General features: G+C 42.5%; 17 protein-coding genes. 2 read left to right on the plus strand and 15 right to left on the minus strand.

Annotated features, from left to right (window positions below):
• Window positions 1-123: 123 nt before the first annotated feature.
• The 3 genes from sdhB to J0K78_RS13530 form a co-directional block, all read right to left on the minus strand.
• Window positions 124-888 carry a succinate dehydrogenase iron-sulfur subunit gene (gene sdhB / locus J0K78_RS13520; RefSeq protein WP_160915528.1) on the minus strand — a complete coding sequence of 255 codons (765 nt, stop codon included), beginning with the start codon at window positions 886-888 and terminating at the stop codon, window positions 124-126.
• 14 nt (window positions 889-902) lie between these two features.
• Window positions 903-2,654 carry a succinate dehydrogenase flavoprotein subunit gene (sdhA, locus tag J0K78_RS13525; protein ID WP_160915530.1) on the minus strand — a complete coding sequence of 584 codons (1,752 nt, stop codon included), beginning with the start codon at window positions 2,652-2,654 and terminating at the stop codon, window positions 903-905.
• A gap of 62 nt (window positions 2,655-2,716) precedes the next feature.
• Window positions 2,717-3,337, minus strand: a complete 621-nt coding sequence (locus J0K78_RS13530; RefSeq protein WP_160915532.1) for a succinate dehydrogenase cytochrome b558 subunit — start codon at window positions 3,335-3,337, stop codon at window positions 2,717-2,719.
• A gap of 291 nt (window positions 3,338-3,628) precedes the next feature.
• Here J0K78_RS13530 and J0K78_RS13535 point away from each other — a divergent pair, with 291 nt between their 5' ends.
• A complete protein-coding gene (locus J0K78_RS13535) occupies window positions 3,629-4,063 on the plus strand; it encodes a YslB family protein (RefSeq protein ID WP_242517882.1) in 435 nt (144 codons plus the stop codon).
• Window positions 4,064-4,088: 25 nt separating this feature from the next.
• On the opposite strand, the gene uvrC is transcribed toward J0K78_RS13535, so the two are convergent.
• From uvrC to zapA, 12 genes are all read right to left on the minus strand, one after another.
• On the minus strand, window positions 4,089-5,888 hold the full coding sequence (gene uvrC / locus J0K78_RS13540; protein ID WP_206947550.1) for an excinuclease ABC subunit UvrC: 1,800 nt from the start codon (window positions 5,886-5,888) through the stop codon (window positions 4,089-4,091).
• A gap of 217 nt (window positions 5,889-6,105) precedes the next feature.
• The gene (trxA, locus tag J0K78_RS13545) at window positions 6,106-6,420 is read right to left on the minus strand and encodes a thioredoxin (RefSeq protein ID WP_160915536.1); all 315 of its coding nucleotides are present in this window, start codon (window positions 6,418-6,420) and stop codon (window positions 6,106-6,108) included.
• A 133-nt stretch (window positions 6,421-6,553) separates the two neighbouring features.
• Window positions 6,554-7,534, minus strand: coding sequence for an electron transfer flavoprotein subunit alpha/FixB family protein (locus J0K78_RS13550; RefSeq protein ID WP_206947551.1), 981 nt, complete (start codon window positions 7,532-7,534; stop codon window positions 6,554-6,556).
• 25 nt (window positions 7,535-7,559) lie between these two features.
• Window positions 7,560-8,333 (minus strand): electron transfer flavoprotein subunit beta/FixA family protein, encoded by a 774-nt coding sequence (locus J0K78_RS13555; protein WP_206947552.1) that lies wholly within the window; start codon window positions 8,331-8,333, stop codon window positions 7,560-7,562.
• Between the two features lie 18 nt (window positions 8,334-8,351).
• Window positions 8,352-9,125 carry an enoyl-CoA hydratase gene (locus J0K78_RS13560; protein WP_206947553.1) on the minus strand — a complete coding sequence of 258 codons (774 nt, stop codon included), beginning with the start codon at window positions 9,123-9,125 and terminating at the stop codon, window positions 8,352-8,354.
• A 16-nt stretch (window positions 9,126-9,141) separates the two neighbouring features.
• On the minus strand, window positions 9,142-9,732 hold the full coding sequence (locus tag J0K78_RS13565; protein ID WP_206947554.1) for a fatty acid metabolism transcriptional regulator FadR: 591 nt from the start codon (window positions 9,730-9,732) through the stop codon (window positions 9,142-9,144).
• Between the two features lie 101 nt (window positions 9,733-9,833).
• Window positions 9,834-11,537 (minus strand): long-chain-fatty-acid--CoA ligase, encoded by a 1,704-nt coding sequence (locus J0K78_RS13570; protein WP_206947555.1) that lies wholly within the window; start codon window positions 11,535-11,537, stop codon window positions 9,834-9,836.
• 813 nt (window positions 11,538-12,350) lie between these two features.
• Window positions 12,351-12,758, minus strand: coding sequence for a DUF350 domain-containing protein (locus J0K78_RS13575; RefSeq protein ID WP_160915545.1), 408 nt, complete (start codon window positions 12,756-12,758; stop codon window positions 12,351-12,353).
• Between the two features lie 23 nt (window positions 12,759-12,781).
• Window positions 12,782-15,127 (minus strand): endonuclease MutS2, encoded by a 2,346-nt coding sequence (locus tag J0K78_RS13580; protein WP_206947556.1) that lies wholly within the window; start codon window positions 15,125-15,127, stop codon window positions 12,782-12,784.
• Window positions 15,128-15,145: 18 nt separating this feature from the next.
• Window positions 15,146-16,867: a DNA polymerase/3'-5' exonuclease PolX gene (polX, locus tag J0K78_RS13585; RefSeq protein ID WP_206947557.1), complete on the minus strand. Its 1,722-nt coding sequence runs from the start codon at window positions 16,865-16,867 to the stop codon at window positions 15,146-15,148.
• A 103-nt stretch (window positions 16,868-16,970) separates the two neighbouring features.
• Window positions 16,971-17,513, minus strand: a complete 543-nt coding sequence (locus J0K78_RS13590; RefSeq protein WP_146812625.1) for a CvpA family protein — start codon at window positions 17,511-17,513, stop codon at window positions 16,971-16,973.
• Between the two features lies 1 nt (window position 17,514).
• Window positions 17,515-17,799 (minus strand): cell division protein ZapA, encoded by a 285-nt coding sequence (zapA, locus tag J0K78_RS13595; protein ID WP_089650576.1) that lies wholly within the window; start codon window positions 17,797-17,799, stop codon window positions 17,515-17,517.
• Between the two features lie 147 nt (window positions 17,800-17,946).
• On the opposite strand from zapA, the gene rnhC reads away from it, so the two are divergent.
• On the plus strand, window positions 17,947-18,882 hold the full coding sequence (gene rnhC, locus J0K78_RS13600; protein WP_206947558.1) for a ribonuclease HIII: 936 nt from the start codon (window positions 17,947-17,949) through the stop codon (window positions 18,880-18,882).
• The last annotated feature ends 26 nt before the right edge of the window (window positions 18,883-18,908 follow it).

Raw genomic sequence — 18,908 nt, forward strand, 5'->3', positions numbered from 1 at the left:
ACCCAACAGAAGTCTCGAAACTGAGCTTCAACTAAAGGGAGCGTTTGTGAAAGAGGTTAGTATTAGAGGTTGGCGTAAAAAAAGAAGCCTCCATGAAAAATGGAGGCTTCTTTCGTATTCATTTTAGACACGTTGGTCGCTTCCAAAGAAGCTTTTGAAAGATTCAATAGCTGTGTCACGGTTAAGTGCAGCAATGGAAGTCGTTAAAGGAATTCCCTTTGGACAAGACTGCACACAGTTTTGTGCGTTTCCGCAGCCCATGAGTCCTTCTTCATCCATAATTGTCTGCAAACGTTCACTCTTGTTCATTTCCCCTGTAGGATGAGAGTTGAATAAACGAACCTGAGATAATGGAGCAGGTCCAATGAAGTCCGATTTGCTATTGACGTTAGGGCAAGCTTCCAAGCATACTCCACATGTCATACATTTGGATAGCTCATAAGCCCATTGACGCTTACTTTCTGGCATTTTAGGACCTGGTCCAAGATCGTATGTTCCATCAATTGGAATCCAGGCTTTTACTTTCTTCAATGAATCAAACATACGGCTGCGGTCAACAGCGAGGTCACGGTTGACTGGGAATGTCGTCATCGGAGCCAAACGGATAGGCTGTTCAAGTTGATCAACGAGTGCTGTACAGGATTGACGAGGCGTCCCGTTAATCACCATAGAACAAGCACCACATACCTCTTCCAGACAACCCATATCCCAATAAACAGGAGTCGTCGGTTCACCATCTGCATTGACAGGGTTACGACGAATTTCCATAAGCGCAGAGATGACGTTCATATTTTCACGATACGGTATCTCGAATTTCTCTTCATAAGATGATTCATCAGGGTGGTCCTGACGAGTAATGATCATCGTGATCGTTTTATTTTCGCTCATGATCGTTACCTCCTTTATTTACTTTTCGAGTAATCACGTTTACGAGGCTCGATTAAGGATGTATCGACTTCGTCATAACGGAATACCGGCTTATTGTTTTCCTTATCAAAGCTAGCAACCGTCGTCTTCAGCCATTCTTCATCATTACGTTCAGGGAATTCAGGCTTGTAGTGGGCGCCACGGCTTTCATTACGGTTGTATGCGCCTTGAGTAATTACACGAGCCAGTTGAAGCATGTTCCAAAGTTGTCGTGTGAACATCGCTCCCTGGTTACTCCAGCGAGAAGTGTCATTGATATTGATTCGCTTGTAACGGTCCATCAATTCAACGATTTTTTCATCGGTTTTCAGGAGCTTTTCGTTTTCCCGAACAACTGTAACGTTGTCCGTCATCCATTCTCCGAGCTCTTTATGGATCTGGTAAGCATTCTCGTCACCATCCATATTCATAATCGCTTCGAATTTATCCTGTTCTTCTTTTACTTTCTCTTCAAACAGCTTGGCTGTCATGTCATCTGCCAGCGTTTCCAATCCATCAATATATTTAACGGCATTCGGCCCAGCTACCATTCCTCCAAAAATGGAAGAAAGCAGTGAGTTGGCCCCAAGTCTATTCCCACCGTGTTGTGTGTAATCACATTCTCCGGCAGCGAAAATTCCCGGGATATTGGTCATTTGGTCATAGTCGACCCACATACCGCCCATGGAATAGTGAACGGCAGGGAAAATCTTCATCGGTACTTTTTTCGGATCGTCCCCTACGAATTTTTCATAGATTTCAATAATTCCGCCAAGCTTGACGTCTAATTCCTTCGGATCTTTATGAGATAGATCAAGGTAAACCATGTTCTCCCCATTGATCCCTAGCTTTTGATTCACACAAACATCAAAGATTTCGCGTGTTGCAATATCACGCGGGACAAGGTTACCATAAGCCGGATATTTTTCCTCTAAGAAATACCAAGGCTCTCCATCTTTATATGTCCATACGCGCCCACCTTCACCTCGGGCTGATTCACTCATAAGGCGCAGTTTGTCATCGCCTGGAATCGCTGTCGGGTGAATTTGGATGAATTCACCGTTTGCATAGTTTACGCCTTGCTGATAAAGCGCACCGGCTGCAGAACCTGTGTTGATGACAGAGTTGGTGGACTTACCGAAGATGATTCCTGGTCCCCCTGTGGCCATGATGACAGCATCTGCTGGGAAGGCTTTGATTTCATGGTCGCTCAGATTCTGACCAATGATGCCTCGTCCTACACCATTATCATCAACGATTGCGGATAAGAACTCCCAATTTTCATATTTGGTTACCAGACCATTCACTTCGTGACGTCGCACCTGCTCATCCAAAGCGTAGAGAAGCTGCTGTCCGGTAGTTGCTCCGGCAAAGGCTGTACGGTGGTGCTGAGTTCCACCAAAGCGACGGAAGTCGAGCAATCCCTCTGGAGTACGGTTGAACATTACACCCATACGATCCAGTAAGTGAATAATTCCTGGTGCTGCATCACACATCGCTTTTACTGGAGGCTGGTTCGCTAAGAAGTCTCCTCCATAAACTGTATCGTCAAAGTGTTCCCATGGGGAATCGCCTTCCCCTTTCGTATTAACTGCCCCATTAATTCCGCCTTGGGCACATACAGAGTGAGAACGCTTAACAGGAACAATGGAAAGCAAGTCCACGTGAACCCCTTGTTCTGCTGCTTTAATTGTTGCCATTAGGCCGGCTAAACCACCACCGACAACAACAATATTACGGTTTGTCATGATTGAAGCTCACTCCCTTGAATACTAAAAATCTACCGTTTCATGATTGAAATTTTCATTAATTATATGCCATATGCGAATTGAATAAGTGTACGAACACCAACATAAGAAATCGCAAGGAAAATGATGATGCTTGCATAGGTCATAATCTTCTGTGAGCGAGGTGATACTGTGATTCCCCAGCTGACAAAGAACGACCAAAGACCATTTGAGAAGTGGAAAGTCGTAGAAACGACCCCTACTATGTAGAACCAAAAGAAGAAAGGTTCAGTAAGGATGCCTTCCATCAACGAATAGTTCAATTCTGCCCAACCGAAACCAATAGCAATTCTCGTTTCCCATACATGCCATGCAATGAATATGAGTGTGATGATTCCAGTGATCCTTTGGAAGATGAACATCCAGTTCCTAAAATAACCGAAGTTAGATAAATTACTTTTCGCTGTGAAAGCAATATACACTCCGTAAATAGAGTGGAACAACAGTGGTAAAAAGATAATGAAAATCTCCAGTACATAACGATATGGCAAGCTCTCCATAAAATGAGCTGCAGCGTTAAATGCTTCTGGTCCACGTGTTGCAAAATAGTTCACAGTCAAGTGTTGGATCAAAAAGATCCCGATTGGGACGACTCCCAAAAGTGAATGCAATCTTCGATTAACGTATCCGCGTGTTCCCGCCATATTTACCCCCCTCAAGATGATAACAGTGTGAATATGAACATTTTTCAGACAGTTAAGCGCTTTAATTTAGCGTTAAAAATAATAGGAAAAGCCCCTCTCCCATTACTACTCGTCTGACCAATGTACAATTTGTGACATGTTTATTGTACTTCTATCCCGTATGAGCGTCAAGAAAGCACGTTCATTATTTGCTCAAAAATACACATTTATTTCCTTTCGACCAAAAGGAACAATTTTTATTGCACCGAACCTCTTTTCGAGTGATAATAAGGAGAGAAAGGACTGAGCGTTTTGAAAGAATCTACGAAGCTAACAACCGGCAACATTTCATCGCTTGTAGGGACAGGCGCAGGTTTTGATCTGATGCGTTATTATACCCTCCCGGATTTCTTAGGGAAAGATGCCCCCTACCTCCTTTATTATATGGGGAAAAACATGGCTAGACAGACAGAGATCAGTACCCTGGATGAGCTCTATGAATTTTTCCAGTACATGGGCTGGGGGGAACTTGTTTTAGTCAAAGAAAAAAGAAAAGAATTGATTTTCAATTTGAGCGGCCACATGATAGAAAAGCGGCTGAACCAGAAGATGTTCGAGGTCGACTTCCGCATGGAGTGTGGCTTCATGGCAGAAATCATCTGCCAAATTTATGATCATACATATGAATGTTTTGAAGAGAAAAATCACAAAGAAAACTACGTCGAGATTACAGCGTTAAAAGGATAAATAAAGAAAAATAAAGAACCAGCTGTTATTCTTCAGCTGGTTCTTCTACGTTATCTTGATTAAGGTGGATAAGAATGGTGTTAGCTACAGGTTCCGGAACACCTAATTTGGTAATATCCTCAATATCTGCATTTTTTATCTCTGTTACAGATTTAAAGTGTTTAAGCAACAGCCGCCTGCGCTTCTGTCCCACACCTGGAATACGATCCAGTTCAGATTGAATGGCACCCTTTCCACGAAGCTGACGGTGAAAGGAAATAGCGAATCTGTGTACTTCATCTTGTATCCTCTGGACTAGATAAAATTCTTGAGACTGACGATCAAGATCGATAGGGCTCGGGGGCTCACCGTATAATAACTCACTGGTTTTGTGTTTATCGTCCTTAGCTAAACCGCATAGAGGAACATCCACCCCCAGTTCATTCTCAAGTACATCAAGAGCTGCCGTCATTTGACCTTTTCCTCCATCAACGACGATTAAGTCTGGAAGGGGCAGGTCTTCTTTTAACACCCGCTTATACCTCCTTCGAATCACTTCTCTCATGGTTTCATAGTCGTCAGGACCTTCTACATCCCTGATCTTATACTTTCTATACTCTTTCTTCTGCGGTTTTCCATCAATGAAAACAACCATCGCAGAAACAGGGTCTGCCCCTTGAATATTGGAGTTATCAAAAGCTTCGATCCGATGCGGCGTTTCAATATGCAGATGCTCTCCTAGTGATTCAACGGCTTTGATAGTCCGCTCTTCATCCCGTTCGATTAAGGCGAATTTTTCTTCCAGAGATATTTTGGCATTTTTCATGGCAAGCTCGACCAATTCTTTTTTTCTACCACGCATAGGGATAAGAACTTTTGTGTCTAAGGCTCCCTCCAAGACATCCACGTCGGTCGCGACTGGCACGAGAACCTGTTTAGGATATGGATGGTTTTGATGCAGGTAGAAGCGTCCGATATAGCTGATGAAAGTTTCTTCTGGGTCGTCGAAAAATGGAAACAGCGTGACATCCCGTTCAATGAGTTTGCCCTGGCGGACGAAGAAGACCTGAACACACATCCATCCTTTATCATAGGAGTAGCCAAAAATGTCTCTGTCCACTTGATCATTCATTGTCATCTTCTGCTGTTCCATGACAGATTCAATGTGTTCAATTTGATCTCTTAATTCTTTGGCACGTTCAAAATCAAGTTCTTCAGACGCTTCAAGCATTCGCTTTTTCAAATCTTTTTTGATTTCTGTATGACCGCCATTTAGAAAAGACGTTATATTTTGAACAATATCTTCATTGGTTTTTTTGGAGACCTTATACTCGCATGGGCCCAGGCACTGATGCATGTGGTAATAAAGACAAACACGGTCGGGCATGGTATTACATTTTCTTAATGGATACAATCGATCCAGGAGCTTTTTCGTTTCTCTTGCTGCAATGACGTTGGGATAGGGACCAAAATACTTTCCTTTATCTTTTTTCACATTTCTTGTGACAATCAGCCGAGGGTGTCTTTCTGCTGTCACCTTTAGATAGGGATACGTTTTATCGTCTTTTAATAAAACGTTGTATTTAGGGTCATATTTTTTAATTAAATTCATTTCCAAAATTAGAGCTTCAATCTCTGAATTGGTCACAATATATTCAAAGTTGATGATTTCACGTACAAGTCTTTGCGTTTTACCGTCATGTGCCCCGGTAAAATAGGAGCGCACTCTATTTTTTAATACTTTAGACTTCCCTACGTAAATAACGGTATCATTTTTATCCTTCATAAGGTAGCAACCGGGCTGGTCCGGTAGTACAGCCAGCTTTTCTTTTATCGTTGAGTTCATATAAGTTCACTCCATGACGTAGATTATATATTGAAAAAATACCACAACTATGGAACAAGTATGCAGGCTCAATGCGCACAAAACCAACTTAAGCAACGTCTCGATTTATTGAAAGTAAATATCAAGAAGCTGCTTAAGATCTTGAACCTGAGTATATCCTGAAAGATGATGAAAGCCGCGCTGCTTGGCAACGCGGCTTTCAAAGTAATTTCGATCATTAGGAATGTTTTTGAATCAATTCAGCAAGGGCTTCTTTCGGTTGGAAGCCGATGACCTGATCCACGACTTGACCATCTTTGAAAAGAAGAAGTGTCGGGATACTCATAACACCGAACTTACCAGCTGTTTCTTGGTTTTCGTCAACATCCAGTTTGACGATTTTTACTTGATCGCTCATTTCCGCATCCAATTCCTCTAATACGGGTGCAATCATCTTACAAGGGCCACACCATGGTGCCCAGAAGTCAGCTAGGACAAGACCCTGGCCTGTTTCTTCAGTAAAGTTTTGATCAGTTGCTTTTACAATTGCCATTGTATAATTCCTCCTCGACCTAATAGTCTGTTAAGAGTATATCACTATCTATTTTTAGTGACTAACAATTTGTTTATACCTTATTTAAACATGGAATAAAGCCGAAGCCAAATATTTGGCTTCGGCTTTATGGTTAGGCGTTGACTTTCATTTCTTTAATTTCTTCAATTAATTTAGGAACGACATCGAACAAATCACCAACGATTCCGTAATCAGCAACATTGAAAATGTTCGCTTCCGGATCCTTGTTAATCGCCACAATGACTTTTGAGTTCGACATTCCGGCTAAGTGTTGAATCGCCCCGGATATACCACATGCAATATATAAGTCTGGCGTAACGACTTTACCAGTTTGACCGATTTGTAAAGAATAGTCACAGTAACCCGCATCACAGGCTCCGCGTGAGGCACCGACGGTACCACCAAGAACCTCAGCGAGTTTCTCAAGTGGTTCAAAACCTTCCGCACTCTTCACACCACGACCACCGGCGACGATCACTTTCGCTTCTGAAAGGTCGATGCCATCCGAAGACTTGCGCAGGACGTCTTTTATAATTGTACGGATATTTGAAATCTGCACTTCTTTTTCGGATATGTTTCCAGCTAAGGAATCATCTCGTGTAAGAGGTGGAATGTTATTTGGACGAATCGTCGCAAACACGAGTCCCTCTGTAACCATTTTCTTTTCAAAAGCTTTTCCTGAATAGATGGGACGTGTGAAAACAATGTCTCCACCTTCCGCGACTACCTCAGTAGCGTCTGAAATAAGTCCGGATTCCAGCTTACTGGCAAGTTTAGGAGTCAAGTCCTTACCAATTGCTGTATGGCCCATGATTATTCCTTCTGGTGATTCATCCTGGATCACTTGATAGACGGCTTGGCTGTAACCATCAGATGTATACGTTTTCAATTCTGGGTTTGAAACAGTGATTACTTTGGATGCTCCATAGTAAACCATTTCCTGGCCCATTTCTTTCAAGTCGCCATCTCCGCATAGGACACCCACGACTTCTCCCCCGTCACTGACGATATTTGCTGCCGCAATGGCTTCAAATGTAACATTACGAAGAGATCCTTCTCTAGCTTCCCCGATCACCAACACTTTTTTACTCATAAAGATTCTCCTTTCCCTTGTCTATTTACAGTACTTTGGCTTCTGTTTTTAATAAAGATACAAGTTCTTTTACTTGATCGTCGACTTCTCCTTCGAGTACTTTCCCTGCTTCTTTTTCAGGTGGAAGGAAAATTTCAGTCGTCTTGGTTTTTGGTTCTACGTCGTCTTCATCCAAATCTAAATCATCAATTTCAAGTTCCTCAAGCGGCTTCTTCTTCGCTTTCATGATTCCAGGCAAAGAAGGGTACCTCGGCTCATTCAAACCTTGTTGACATGTCACCAGGACAGGAAGTGTCGTTTCAACCTTTTCGACATCCCCTTCAACATCACGCTCAATATTTACGGTCGTACCATCAACTTTGATATCCGTGATTGTCGTCACACAAGCCATATCCAGACGTTCGGCAAGACGAGGACCTACTTGGCCGCTTGCTTCATCAATGGCTACGTTTCCTCCTAGAATAATGTCGACTTCTTTATCTTCAAAGAACGCTTCAAGAATCTTAACCGTTGTAAATTGATCGCCTTCTTCAAGGTCATCTTCTGTATTAATCAGAACTGCTTTATCCGCTCCCATAGCAAGAGCTGTGCGAAGCTGTTTCTCTGCTTCTTCTTCTCCGATTGTCACGACTGTCACTTCTCCGCCATGCTCGTCACGAAGGTTAATCGCTTCTTCCACCGCATACTCATCGTATGGGTTGATGATGTACTCTGCCCCATCATCAGCAATTGCTCCATTACTAACAGAGATTTTTTCCTCTGTGTCGAATGTTCTTTTCAACAAAACGTAAATATTCATGTCTATATACCTCCTGGACTATTGATTTTTAAATTCTGGTTTTCTTTTTTCAATAAAAGCCTGGATGCCTTCTTTAGCATCTTCATTCCCAAATACTTCTCCAAAGGCTTCTGCTTCTGCATTGTTACCCGCTTCAAACTGAGAAGTGTGAGCATACGGGATCAACTTCATGACATGATGAATGGACGGCCCGCTTTTCTCTGAGATCGTTTGAGCCAAATTTTCGGCTTTCTCAAAAAGTTCCTCACTGGAAAAACTTTGATTAGCAAGACCTAACCGGGCAGCTTCTTCCCCACTAATCGGAACACCTGTCAGAATCATTTCATAAGCTTTTGCTGTACCAACGTACCTTGGTAACCGTTGGGTGCCTGCAAAGCCAGGGACTATCCCAAGATTCAATTCAGGCAATCCTAACTTTGCATCATCGGCTACGTACCGGATGTGGCAGGACATGGCGAGTTCGAGTCCCCCGCCAAGGGCCGCCCCATGAATAGCAGCAATTACGGGGATGTGGAAATTTTCAATCCTGCTGAATAATTGCTGCCCCTTAGCTGCCAATCCTTTGTAATCATCTTCTCCTTGGAGAGATGTAAATTCTTTGATATCTGCTCCTGCAGAGAAGAAGCGCCCTTCCCCTTTAAGAAGGATAGCTTTTATGGAAGGGTCGCTTTCGATTTGATCCAGTTCCTTGGAAAGGTCTTGAAGAATGGAACTGGACAGAGCATTTGCTGGCGGGCTCTGAATTGTAATTTCTGCTACATTGCCTTTCACTTGTGAAGTTAAAGTCGACAAATCATCATCACCTTTCTCACTTATCATGACGGGCTAATCCATTCACAATTAAGCTATGGACTTCTTCAGCCTGCTCTTCTATGTTATATCGCTGCTCGTTCATGACCCAGTTTGTCACCGTCTCATCCATCGTCCCAAAAATCATTTGACGTACAAGACGGCGATCCAGGCCACTTCGGAACAACTCCTCTTCGATACCTTCTTCGACAATTTGATCAATGACGTTCAAATAGCGCTTCAATACATAGTTGATTTTTTGCCTCAATTCTTTATTCGATTGGCGCAATTCCAACTGTGTCACAATTGCCAGATGGTGATCGGCAGCCAGCTGTTCAAAATGTGTTTGGATTAATGTCAGAAGTTTTTGTTCCGCTGACTGCTTTGAGGTGGTTTCCTGCTCAATCTTTTCTATGAATTGCCCCATTTTTTCTTGAAACAATGATACAAGGATATCTTCCTTGTTTTTAAAATAAAGATAGATGGTTCCATCTGCCACTCCTGCTTTCTTTGCAATCTTAGAAACTTGAGAAGAGTGGTAGCCATTTTCAGCAATGACTTCGACAGCCGCATCAATGATTTGCTTGAATTTCGGTTTATTTTTCTTCAATGGTATATCTCCTTGCTATTGCGAACTGAAAAATGAATGAATCATCATTCACTTATTATTCTACAAGCAAAGAAATATTCTGTCAACTTTCTTTTTGGAATTTATTGAACACTCTCGGATTCCTCATACTTACGCTTTTCTTCATCGATCAGAGTCCTCCTTAAGATTTTACCGACCGCTGTTTTCGGTAACTCGTCTCTGAATTCATACAATCTTGGGACTTTGTAAGAAGCGATATTTTTACGGCAGTATTCATTTAGTTCGTCTTCTGTAATTTCGCTGCCCTGTTTTTTAACAATGAAGGCTTTTACGGTTTCCCCACGGTACGGATCAGGAACTCCTACAACCACAGCTTCCTGAATTTCAGAATGCTCATAAAGGACTTCTTCCACTTCACGAGGGTAGATGTTATACCCACCTGCGATAATCATATCTTTTTTCCGATCTACAATATAAAAGTAACCGGCATCATCCATATACCCCATATCTCCAGTACGGAACCAGCCATCTTCACTGAGTACTTGGGCCGTTTCTTCAGGTTTGTTCCAATAACCTCTCATCACTTGAGGACCTTTCACGACAATTTCTCCAATTTCCCCGTTCTCAGCCTCTTCATCAGCATCCATCTTGTAGATCTTCGCGTCTGTATCTGGCCATGGTACCCCGATACTTCCGCTCATACGCTGCCCCCATACTAGGTTTGAGTGGGTAACTGGAGAGGTTTCGGTCAACCCATATCCTTCAACAAGACGTCCACCAGTTACAGCTTCAAAGCGTTCTTGTACTTCAACAGGTAATGGTGCTGAACCACTGATACAGGCTTCAATGGAAGAGAGGTCATATTTTTTCAAATTCGGATGGTTCAATAATGCGATATAAATCGTCGGGGCTCCAGGGAATAACGTTGGTTTTTGTTTATCGATCACTTTTAAAACATCTTCAGGCTCAAACTTTGGCATAAGTATCATTTTGTTCCCCATCATGACAGACAGGTTCATAACCGAGGTCATTCCGTAAACATGGAAGAACGGCAAAATGGCGAGAACAGTTTCTTCACCGTCTTTGCACTTGTACAACCATTTCTTAGACATTTGTGTGTTAACAATCAAGTTGTAATGAGTAAGCATGACACCTTTTGGAAATCCGGTCGTTCCTCCGGTGTATTGCAATAACGCGAGATCCTCTTTAGGATCAATCTCTACCTCTTCTACAATTCCACTTGCGTTTTTCAAGATATGAGACCACAGATGGGTGTCAGTAGATTGCTCCGGTTTAACAAGCACTTGGTACTGACGTTTTTGGATGTAAGGATATATTTTGTTTTTAGGGAAAGGAAGGTAATCTTTAATACCTGTCACGATGATGTGTTCAAGAGGGGTATCAGGCTTGATATTGGCAGCCTTCGGATAAAGGACATCAAGACAAATAATCATCTTGGCGCCGGAATCCTTCATTTGATACTCCAATTCCCTTTCCATATAGAGAGGGTTCGTCTGGACAACGATTCCTCCAGCCATCAAAACCCCATAATAGGAGATGACAGATTGAGGACAGTTCGGCAGCATGATGGAAACACGATCGCCTTTTTCCAACCCTAGGTCTTGCAAATAGCTCGCTAATGCCTGCGCCTGTTCATAGATTTCTTTATAATCCAACTCCTTCCCCATAAAATAAAGCGCTTTCTTTTCTCCGTACATTTCAGCACTTTCCTTAAGGTAATCATGGAGTGGTTGTTCTTTGTAATCGATGGTGACAGGGACTTCTGGTGGATACAACTTGTGCCATGGACGTTGAAAATCACTCATTTTGACAGACCTCCCTAATAATTGTCTTCTCTCCTATTATAACGACTAAAGGCTCATATTTGAATTATTATTTAAAAAATTGAAAATATTACCCTGAAAATCACACACCTACTTGTACATAAGCTCCCGATTTTGGAAGACTCGAGACTTTTGTTGGGTGGATGGGGGCTGCGGGGAATAGCTCGCTTTCCGCGGGAGCGCGGTGAGCCTCCTCGGACTGCGTCCTGTGGGGTCTCACCATGCACTTTTTTCCCGCAGGAGTCTCGCCATTCCCCTCCGCCCTTTGTCATATAATTATCTTTAAACCACTTCCAGGAAAGGGAAGCAACATGGATTCTCCAACCGCATTTTGAATGATAATGCCTGTTATAGAGCGCTTTATCACTATAGATTCAGGATCTGTGAAAGACACTCGTACCAGGCAAAGGGGTTCGTTTCTCACCTTTATTGTATGGGGTGGTTGGGAAGCTGCGAGACTCCCGTGGGAGAAAGGAGATCGGCGAGATCCCGCAGGGCGTAGCCCGAGGAAGCTCGCCACTCCCCCACAGGAAAGCGAGTAGCTTCCCAGCCACACCTGACTCCCATTTTGGCAAACGAACCCCGAAAACATCTCGAAACTGAGCCTTCAACAATCCTGCCATATACTTTAATAACTACTATTTACATGAACAAAAAAACAAGAAGCCCGTTTAGTTTTGGCTTCTTGTTTGATGATAATTTCTATTTATATGATAAAAAACAGGATGCCGACGATGAGAAATACTGCGGCAACGACCATTAATATTTTGGCTAAGGTTTCCACTGTCTCTCTCCTTAAATGATATTCGCTCCAATCACATACGAAAGCCCGATGGAAATGACTAAGGATATGAACCCTACGGCACGGTTGTCATTTGCAATTTCCTCATCAATCTTAAAAGATGGGGTTAAGAATTCAAAGATGAAATAACCGCAAAGGAGAAGAGCAAATCCATACAGGCCCCAGCCCATCGTTTGAGTGAGCGAGTCATTATGTTCAATTGAAAAACGAAAAATATTTGCGATTCCAAATAGTTTACCCCCGGTAGCCATCGCTACAGCAATGTTGCCCCTTTTGATTTCTTCCCAGTTATTATAAGAAGTTACGATCTCAAAAATCGCCATAAAAAGAACTAAACACAAGACAACCACACTGTAACGAGCGGCGGTTTCCACTAACGTGTATTCCCAAAAATTACTCATTCCTCCGCTCCCTTTTTAACGAATTATCGAAACTCTAATACGGTCACTCCACTTCCACCTTCATTCATACCTCCCGCCCGATGGCTGGAGATACTGCGGTGGTTCTTTGCAAAGTTCTGCACAGCTGTGCGAAGAGCTCCCGTTCCTTTTCCGTGAATAATGGATACTCGAGGATAACCAGCTAATAGAGCGTCATCAATATACTTTTCTAACCGGTTTAACGCATCTTCGTAGCGCTCGCCCCGTAAGTCAAGTTCTGTTTTCACATGAAAGTTCTTGCCTTTAACTGTCGCCATCGGCTTTTCCTTATAGGGTTGCTTTGCCTTCACAAATTCAAGCTCTTTTCGTTTAGCTTTTACTTTCATTACACCAACCTGAACCTGGTATTCGTTCTTACCTGTCTGTTCCACAATGGTTCCTTGCTGGTTGAGAGTCAGTAGCTTCACTTCATCTCCCGGGTTCAATTCTCTCGACTCTTTCTTAGGTGCAGGAGCTGCTTTCGGTTTCTTCTTTGCAAGTTCAGGCTGCGCTTCATCAAACATCTTGCGCGCTTCAATCCATTCGTGCTCTTTCATTTGTGCCTGTGATTTCATGTTCCGTATTTCGCCAACAATCGTTTCTGCTTCTTCTCTAGCCTGACGAATGGCTTTTTCTGCTTTTTGCTCTGCTTTTTCATACAACTTTTCACGCTGATCTTCAAATTGGTCCCATTTCTGCTTCAATTCATTTCGGAATGCTTCCGCTTCTGCAAGCAATCGTTCTGCTTCTTCATAATCCTGCTCTGCTCCCCGCTTGGATTCTTCTAAGGAAGCAATCATATTTTCAACACTCTGAGAATCCACACCGATATGGCCTTTCGCCGACTCGATCACTGATTCTCTTAAGCCGAGACGCCTGGAAATCTCAAATGCATTACTCCGACCTGGAACGCCAATCAACAAGCGGTATGTCGGTTTAAGTGTTTGAATATCAAATTCGACAGAAGCGTTGATCACATCCGGACGATTGTAGCCATAAGCCTTCAATTCCGGATAGTGCGTCGTCGCGATGACACGGGCCTTTCGGGTAACTACCTCATCTAAGATCGACATCGCAAGAGCTGCTCCTTCTTGTGGGTCCGTGCCTGCACCTAGTTCATCAAATAAAACAAGGGACTGATCATCGACTTTGTCTAAAATGTCTACAATATTGGTCATGTGAGAAGAAAAAGTTGATAAACTTTGTTCAATGGACTGTTCATCACCAATGTCTGCATAAACTTCTTTGAATACAGCCATCTCACATCCATCCAAAGCAGGTACCTGTAACCCGGACTGTGCCATCAGTGTGCACAAGCCTACAAGTTTGAGAGTAACTGTTTTTCCTCCAGTATTAGGTCCAGTAATAACAATCGATGTATAATCCGTACCTATTTCGATGTCATTCGGAACGACTTCATCCTCAGAAATAAGTGGATGTCTTGCTTGTTTCATATCGATACGACCTTCATCATTCATCTTAGGCATGGCTGCTCGCATCTGCTTACCTAACTTCGCTCTGGCAAACATGAAATCCATATGGCCCAACACTTGAACATTTTCATATAAAGGTTCATGATTTTCCGCAATCGCATCAGAAAGTTCTTTTAAGATTTTTTCAATCTCATTTTTTTCTTGAACGCGGGCTTCTTGCAGCTGGTTATTCAAGTCTACGACTGTTTGCGGCTCTATGAACAATGTCGCACCAGAGGATGATTGATCATGGACAATGCCGCCTATGGACCCACGGTATTCCTGCTTTACAGGAAGAACATAACGTTCATTTCGTATGGTAACAATCGCATCGGAAAGCATTTTTGACTTAGATTTTGTGAAAGACTCCATTTTGTCCCTTACTCGGCTCTCATAGGTCCGGATCTTCGAACGGATGGATCTCAATTTCTCTGACGCTCCATCCATGACTCCTCCATGATCATCGATACAGTTTCTGATATCACTCTCGAGTTCCCTTAATGGGGCGATTGAAGATACCATCTCTCTCAAAATAGGCATCTCGGGTTCTTCCATATCTTCAATGAAACGTTTAAGTTGTCTACCTCCATATATGGTACTGGCGACATCCAGGCATTCTAATGCACTGAGCGTGCCGCCGATGGTAGTCCGCTTCAAGCTTGGCTTGATATCAAAGATACCGCCAAGTGGGACATGACCTTTCAGACGCAGGACTTGGCCAGCTTCATCCGTTTCCAATTGTAAATGGCGGACCTCTTCTAAATCAGAAGATGGTTTTAAGGCGGCTGTTTTTTCTTTCCCTAAGGAAGAAGCCGCTTGTTCGTTCAATTGTTCTATGATTTTTTTAAATTCTAGTACATGAAGGATGCGTTGATTCATGTGTAACCGTCTCCTTTATTACTCCTTATGGCTGTTGAACTTATCCATCAACTGTTGTTTCGTCCACGTATTGATGACTGTATCTTTTCTAAGCCAACCTTTTCGCGCTGCACCAATTCCTATTTCCATATGCTCCAACATAGGGTAACTATGTGCATCTGTATTAACAGCAATGTTCAAGCCCTCTTCCTGAGCTCTCATTAACCATTCCCAACTCAAATCTAACCGGTTAGGATTCGCGTTAAGTTCAAGAATCGTTCCTGTTCTCTTCGCCCCTTCAATCAATGCTTCAAGGTTCACATCGTAGCCTTCGCGACGGCCGATTAAACGTCCTGTCGGATGAGCAATCATATGAATATGAGGGTTTTCTAGAGCGTTGGTCAACCTTTCCATAATTTGATCCTGGGATTGCTGAAAGCTTGAGTGGATGGATGCGATGACAAAATCCATTTCTTTCAGGAACTCATCATCAAAATCCATGGTTCCATCTGGAAGAATGTCCATTTCAATGCCAGCAAAGATATGGAAATCTTCCATTTCAGCATTCACCTTGTCAATCTCTTTCCTTTGCAAGCGTAAACGTTCTTCATTCAACCCATTTGCTACACGCAAATATTTCGAGTGATCGGTGATCGCGATGTATTCATACCCTTTCGCTTTTGCTCTCTCAGCCATCTCTTTGATGGACTGTGCTCCATCGCTCCAAGTCGAGTGCATATGAAGATCCCCGCGAATATTCTCCAATTCCACGAGTTCGATAGGTTCCTTGAATTTCTCAACTTCTCCATAATTTTCTCTTACTTCAGGGGGAATGAAATGAAGACCAAAGTGTTGGAAAAATTCTTCTTCCGTTTCAAACGTTTGGACTTCTCCCGTTTCCACTTTTTCAATACCATACTCACTTATTTTTTCATCGTTCTCTTTTGCCAGCTGTCTCATTGCAACATTATGATCTTTGGACCCTGTGAAGTGGTGTAAGGTCGTAGCAAACTCTTCTGGTGCAACAATACGGAAATCAATACCTATATCATAACCCTCATTAACGACCACAGAAACTTTCGTCTCACCTGAGGCAATCACTTCTTTTATATCTGGATACGCCAGCAGTTCATCTCGAGTTTCAACGGCATTTTCAGAAGCAATGATGAAATCAATATCTTTAATCGTTTCACGCATTCTCCTTAAACTTCCCGCTCTTGAGAAACGGGTGAAAGTTTTTCCCTGTTCAAGAAAATGCTCGATTTTTTCTGCTAGTGGAAGCATGACAGCAATCGGCAGGCGTTCTGGACGTGCTCCCGCTTCTTCAATCGCCTTCAACATCTTTTCTGCAGACTTTTTCCCGAAACCGTCCAATTCTTCCACTTTCCCAGCTTCCAGAGCTTCTTTCAATGTTTCTGCATCGGTCACACCTAATTGTTGGTAAAGCTTCGCCAATTTCTTACCGCCGAGACCTGGAAGGTCAAGTAATGGGACTAGGCCGGCAGGAACTTCTGCCTGTAATTGTTTTAATGTATCTGATTCTTCGTTTTCTAAGTATTCATCAATGACCGTTGCCGTTCCTTTTCCGATTCCTTTCATTTTAGTGAAATCATCAATCTCACTTAATGATCTGTCATCACGCTCTAAAGCTTGCGCAGCCTTACGGTAAGCAGAAATTTTAAAAGGGTTTTCCCCTTTCAACTCTAGGTAAACAGCAATTTTCTCCAATAGTTTAATGACTTGTTTTTTATCGATAGCCATGATTATCGACTCCTTCACGTTTTAACCTGTTTTCAAGATGAAAAAGAGCCGCCATGATCATAATCATAGCGGCTCTACCTGTACTTTCATCCTAACGTCTTACTCAGCCAGCTACATGTTCAATCCACAGCGTTTTCAATTGTTCTGAAAAGACTGGTGTGTGTTCGATGATCAGCTGTGCAAGTATCGATCCGTCCAAAGCACTTTGCACCCCAGCCAGAGGTACAAGCGCCGCTATGTACAGCACCACGAATAAGATGACATAATTTTCGATAAAGCCTAAAATTCCACCTAACAACGTATTCAAAGAATGCAGGATCGGCAATTCTGAAACAAAGTCCAACATGGACGCAATAATATGTAAGATGATTTTGGCTCCAAAAAAGATAATAGCAAAAGCAACAGCGTTATAAAAGGCTTGTTCCAAAGGCAGATTTTCTAAGAAGATCGCCCAGGAAGAATCTTGTGGCAATTCAGGATAGGGTACCCATAACGTCAGTTTCGGCGCGAGGTCATCATAGTAGATAACAGCGAGTACAAAAGCTACAATAAATCCAATGAGATGGAAAAGCTGAAGGATAAAACCTCTTTTCAACCCCGTTATTACACCAATAAACAAAATAAACAACAACAATAAATCAATCATTTTACCCTCTATCCTCTTTCTCTTTCTTTTCAATATAATTCATAAGTTCTGTACATTCTTCCTTTAATTTCATATATTCATTCATCGTATTCACAGCGGTCAAAACGGCGAGCTTTGCCGTATCCAGACTAGGATTCGCTTCATGGATCTCTCGCATTTTTTGATCCACCAGACTGGATACCATACGGATATGATGGGGCTCTTCATGACCAACTATAGTGTAAGATCGTTTGTTGATCTCCACTGTAATTCTTTTTTTCTCTTGGTCTGACTGCGACACATTCATACCCCCTAGTTTCTCTCAATCCTAAACTTTATATTAACACGAAGCTTGACAAATGGGAAACCAATATGGATGTTTTTCGCAAATGTTCTCTTTTGTCATCCATTTTGCTATACTAATCCTATCATTTTAGACAGAAAGGAATCCATTATGCCCCAAGTTGTATTGAAATTACCTGCGTCAACACTAGAGAACATGAAGAAATATTACACCTCAAGTCTGAAAAACAGTCCGCCAGCAGCGGTATTCGCAGCTAAAACACCCAACTGCACCATTACAGCCTACAAATCAGGCAAAGTGCTCTTTCAAGGTCAGAAACCAGAGACAGAAGCTGAAAAATGGGGAACCGTACCTTCGACAACCTCAGGAGATGGAAAGCCACGTAAGAACAACCGTCATGCCTTTCATCCTGATGACCAGCTTTTCGCAAGCTCCCATATTGGATCCGATGAAGCAGGGACAGGGGACTATTTCGGCCCCATCACCGTAGCAGCTGCTTTTGTCACAAAAGAACAAATCTCACAATTGAAGGCAATCGGTGTTAAAGATTCAAAAAATCTTTCGGATGCACAAATTACCAACCTGGCGAAAGACATAGTAGCTATGAAAATCCCATATAGTCTACTCAGACTGCCAAATAAAAAATATAACCAGTGGCAGCGGAAAGGGTGGAGCCAGGGGAAAATGAAAACTATGCTCCACCATCAAGCCTTGAATCGTCTCCTTGAGAAAATCGCTCCACAAAAACCAGATGGCATCTTAATCGACCAGTTTTCAGAACCTCATGTTTACGAAAAACACCTGAGAAGTGAGAATCAGCAGCTTCAAGAACATGTTTACTTTATGACAAAAGCAGAAAGTTATTCGATCGCTGTCGCAACAGCTTCCATCATTGCAAGATCTGCTTTTGTAAAGGCGATGAATCAGATGGAATTCGATACAGGCCTTCCGATACCTAAAGGGGCTTCAGGAAAAGTGGATCGTGCTGCTGCAGCTATCATTGAAGCCTACGGCGAAGAAAAACTGGAGGAATTAGCCAAAGTACACTTTGCCACCACAGAAAAAGCGAAAAAATTTGTTAAATAATGCTGCTTATACAAAAAGCTCAGAGT

Origin of the sequence: Halobacillus sp. GSS1 (genome assembly GCF_017307035.1) — a bacterium.
GTDB classification, from domain to species: domain Bacteria; phylum Bacillota; class Bacilli; order Bacillales; family Halobacillaceae; genus Halobacillus; species Halobacillus litoralis.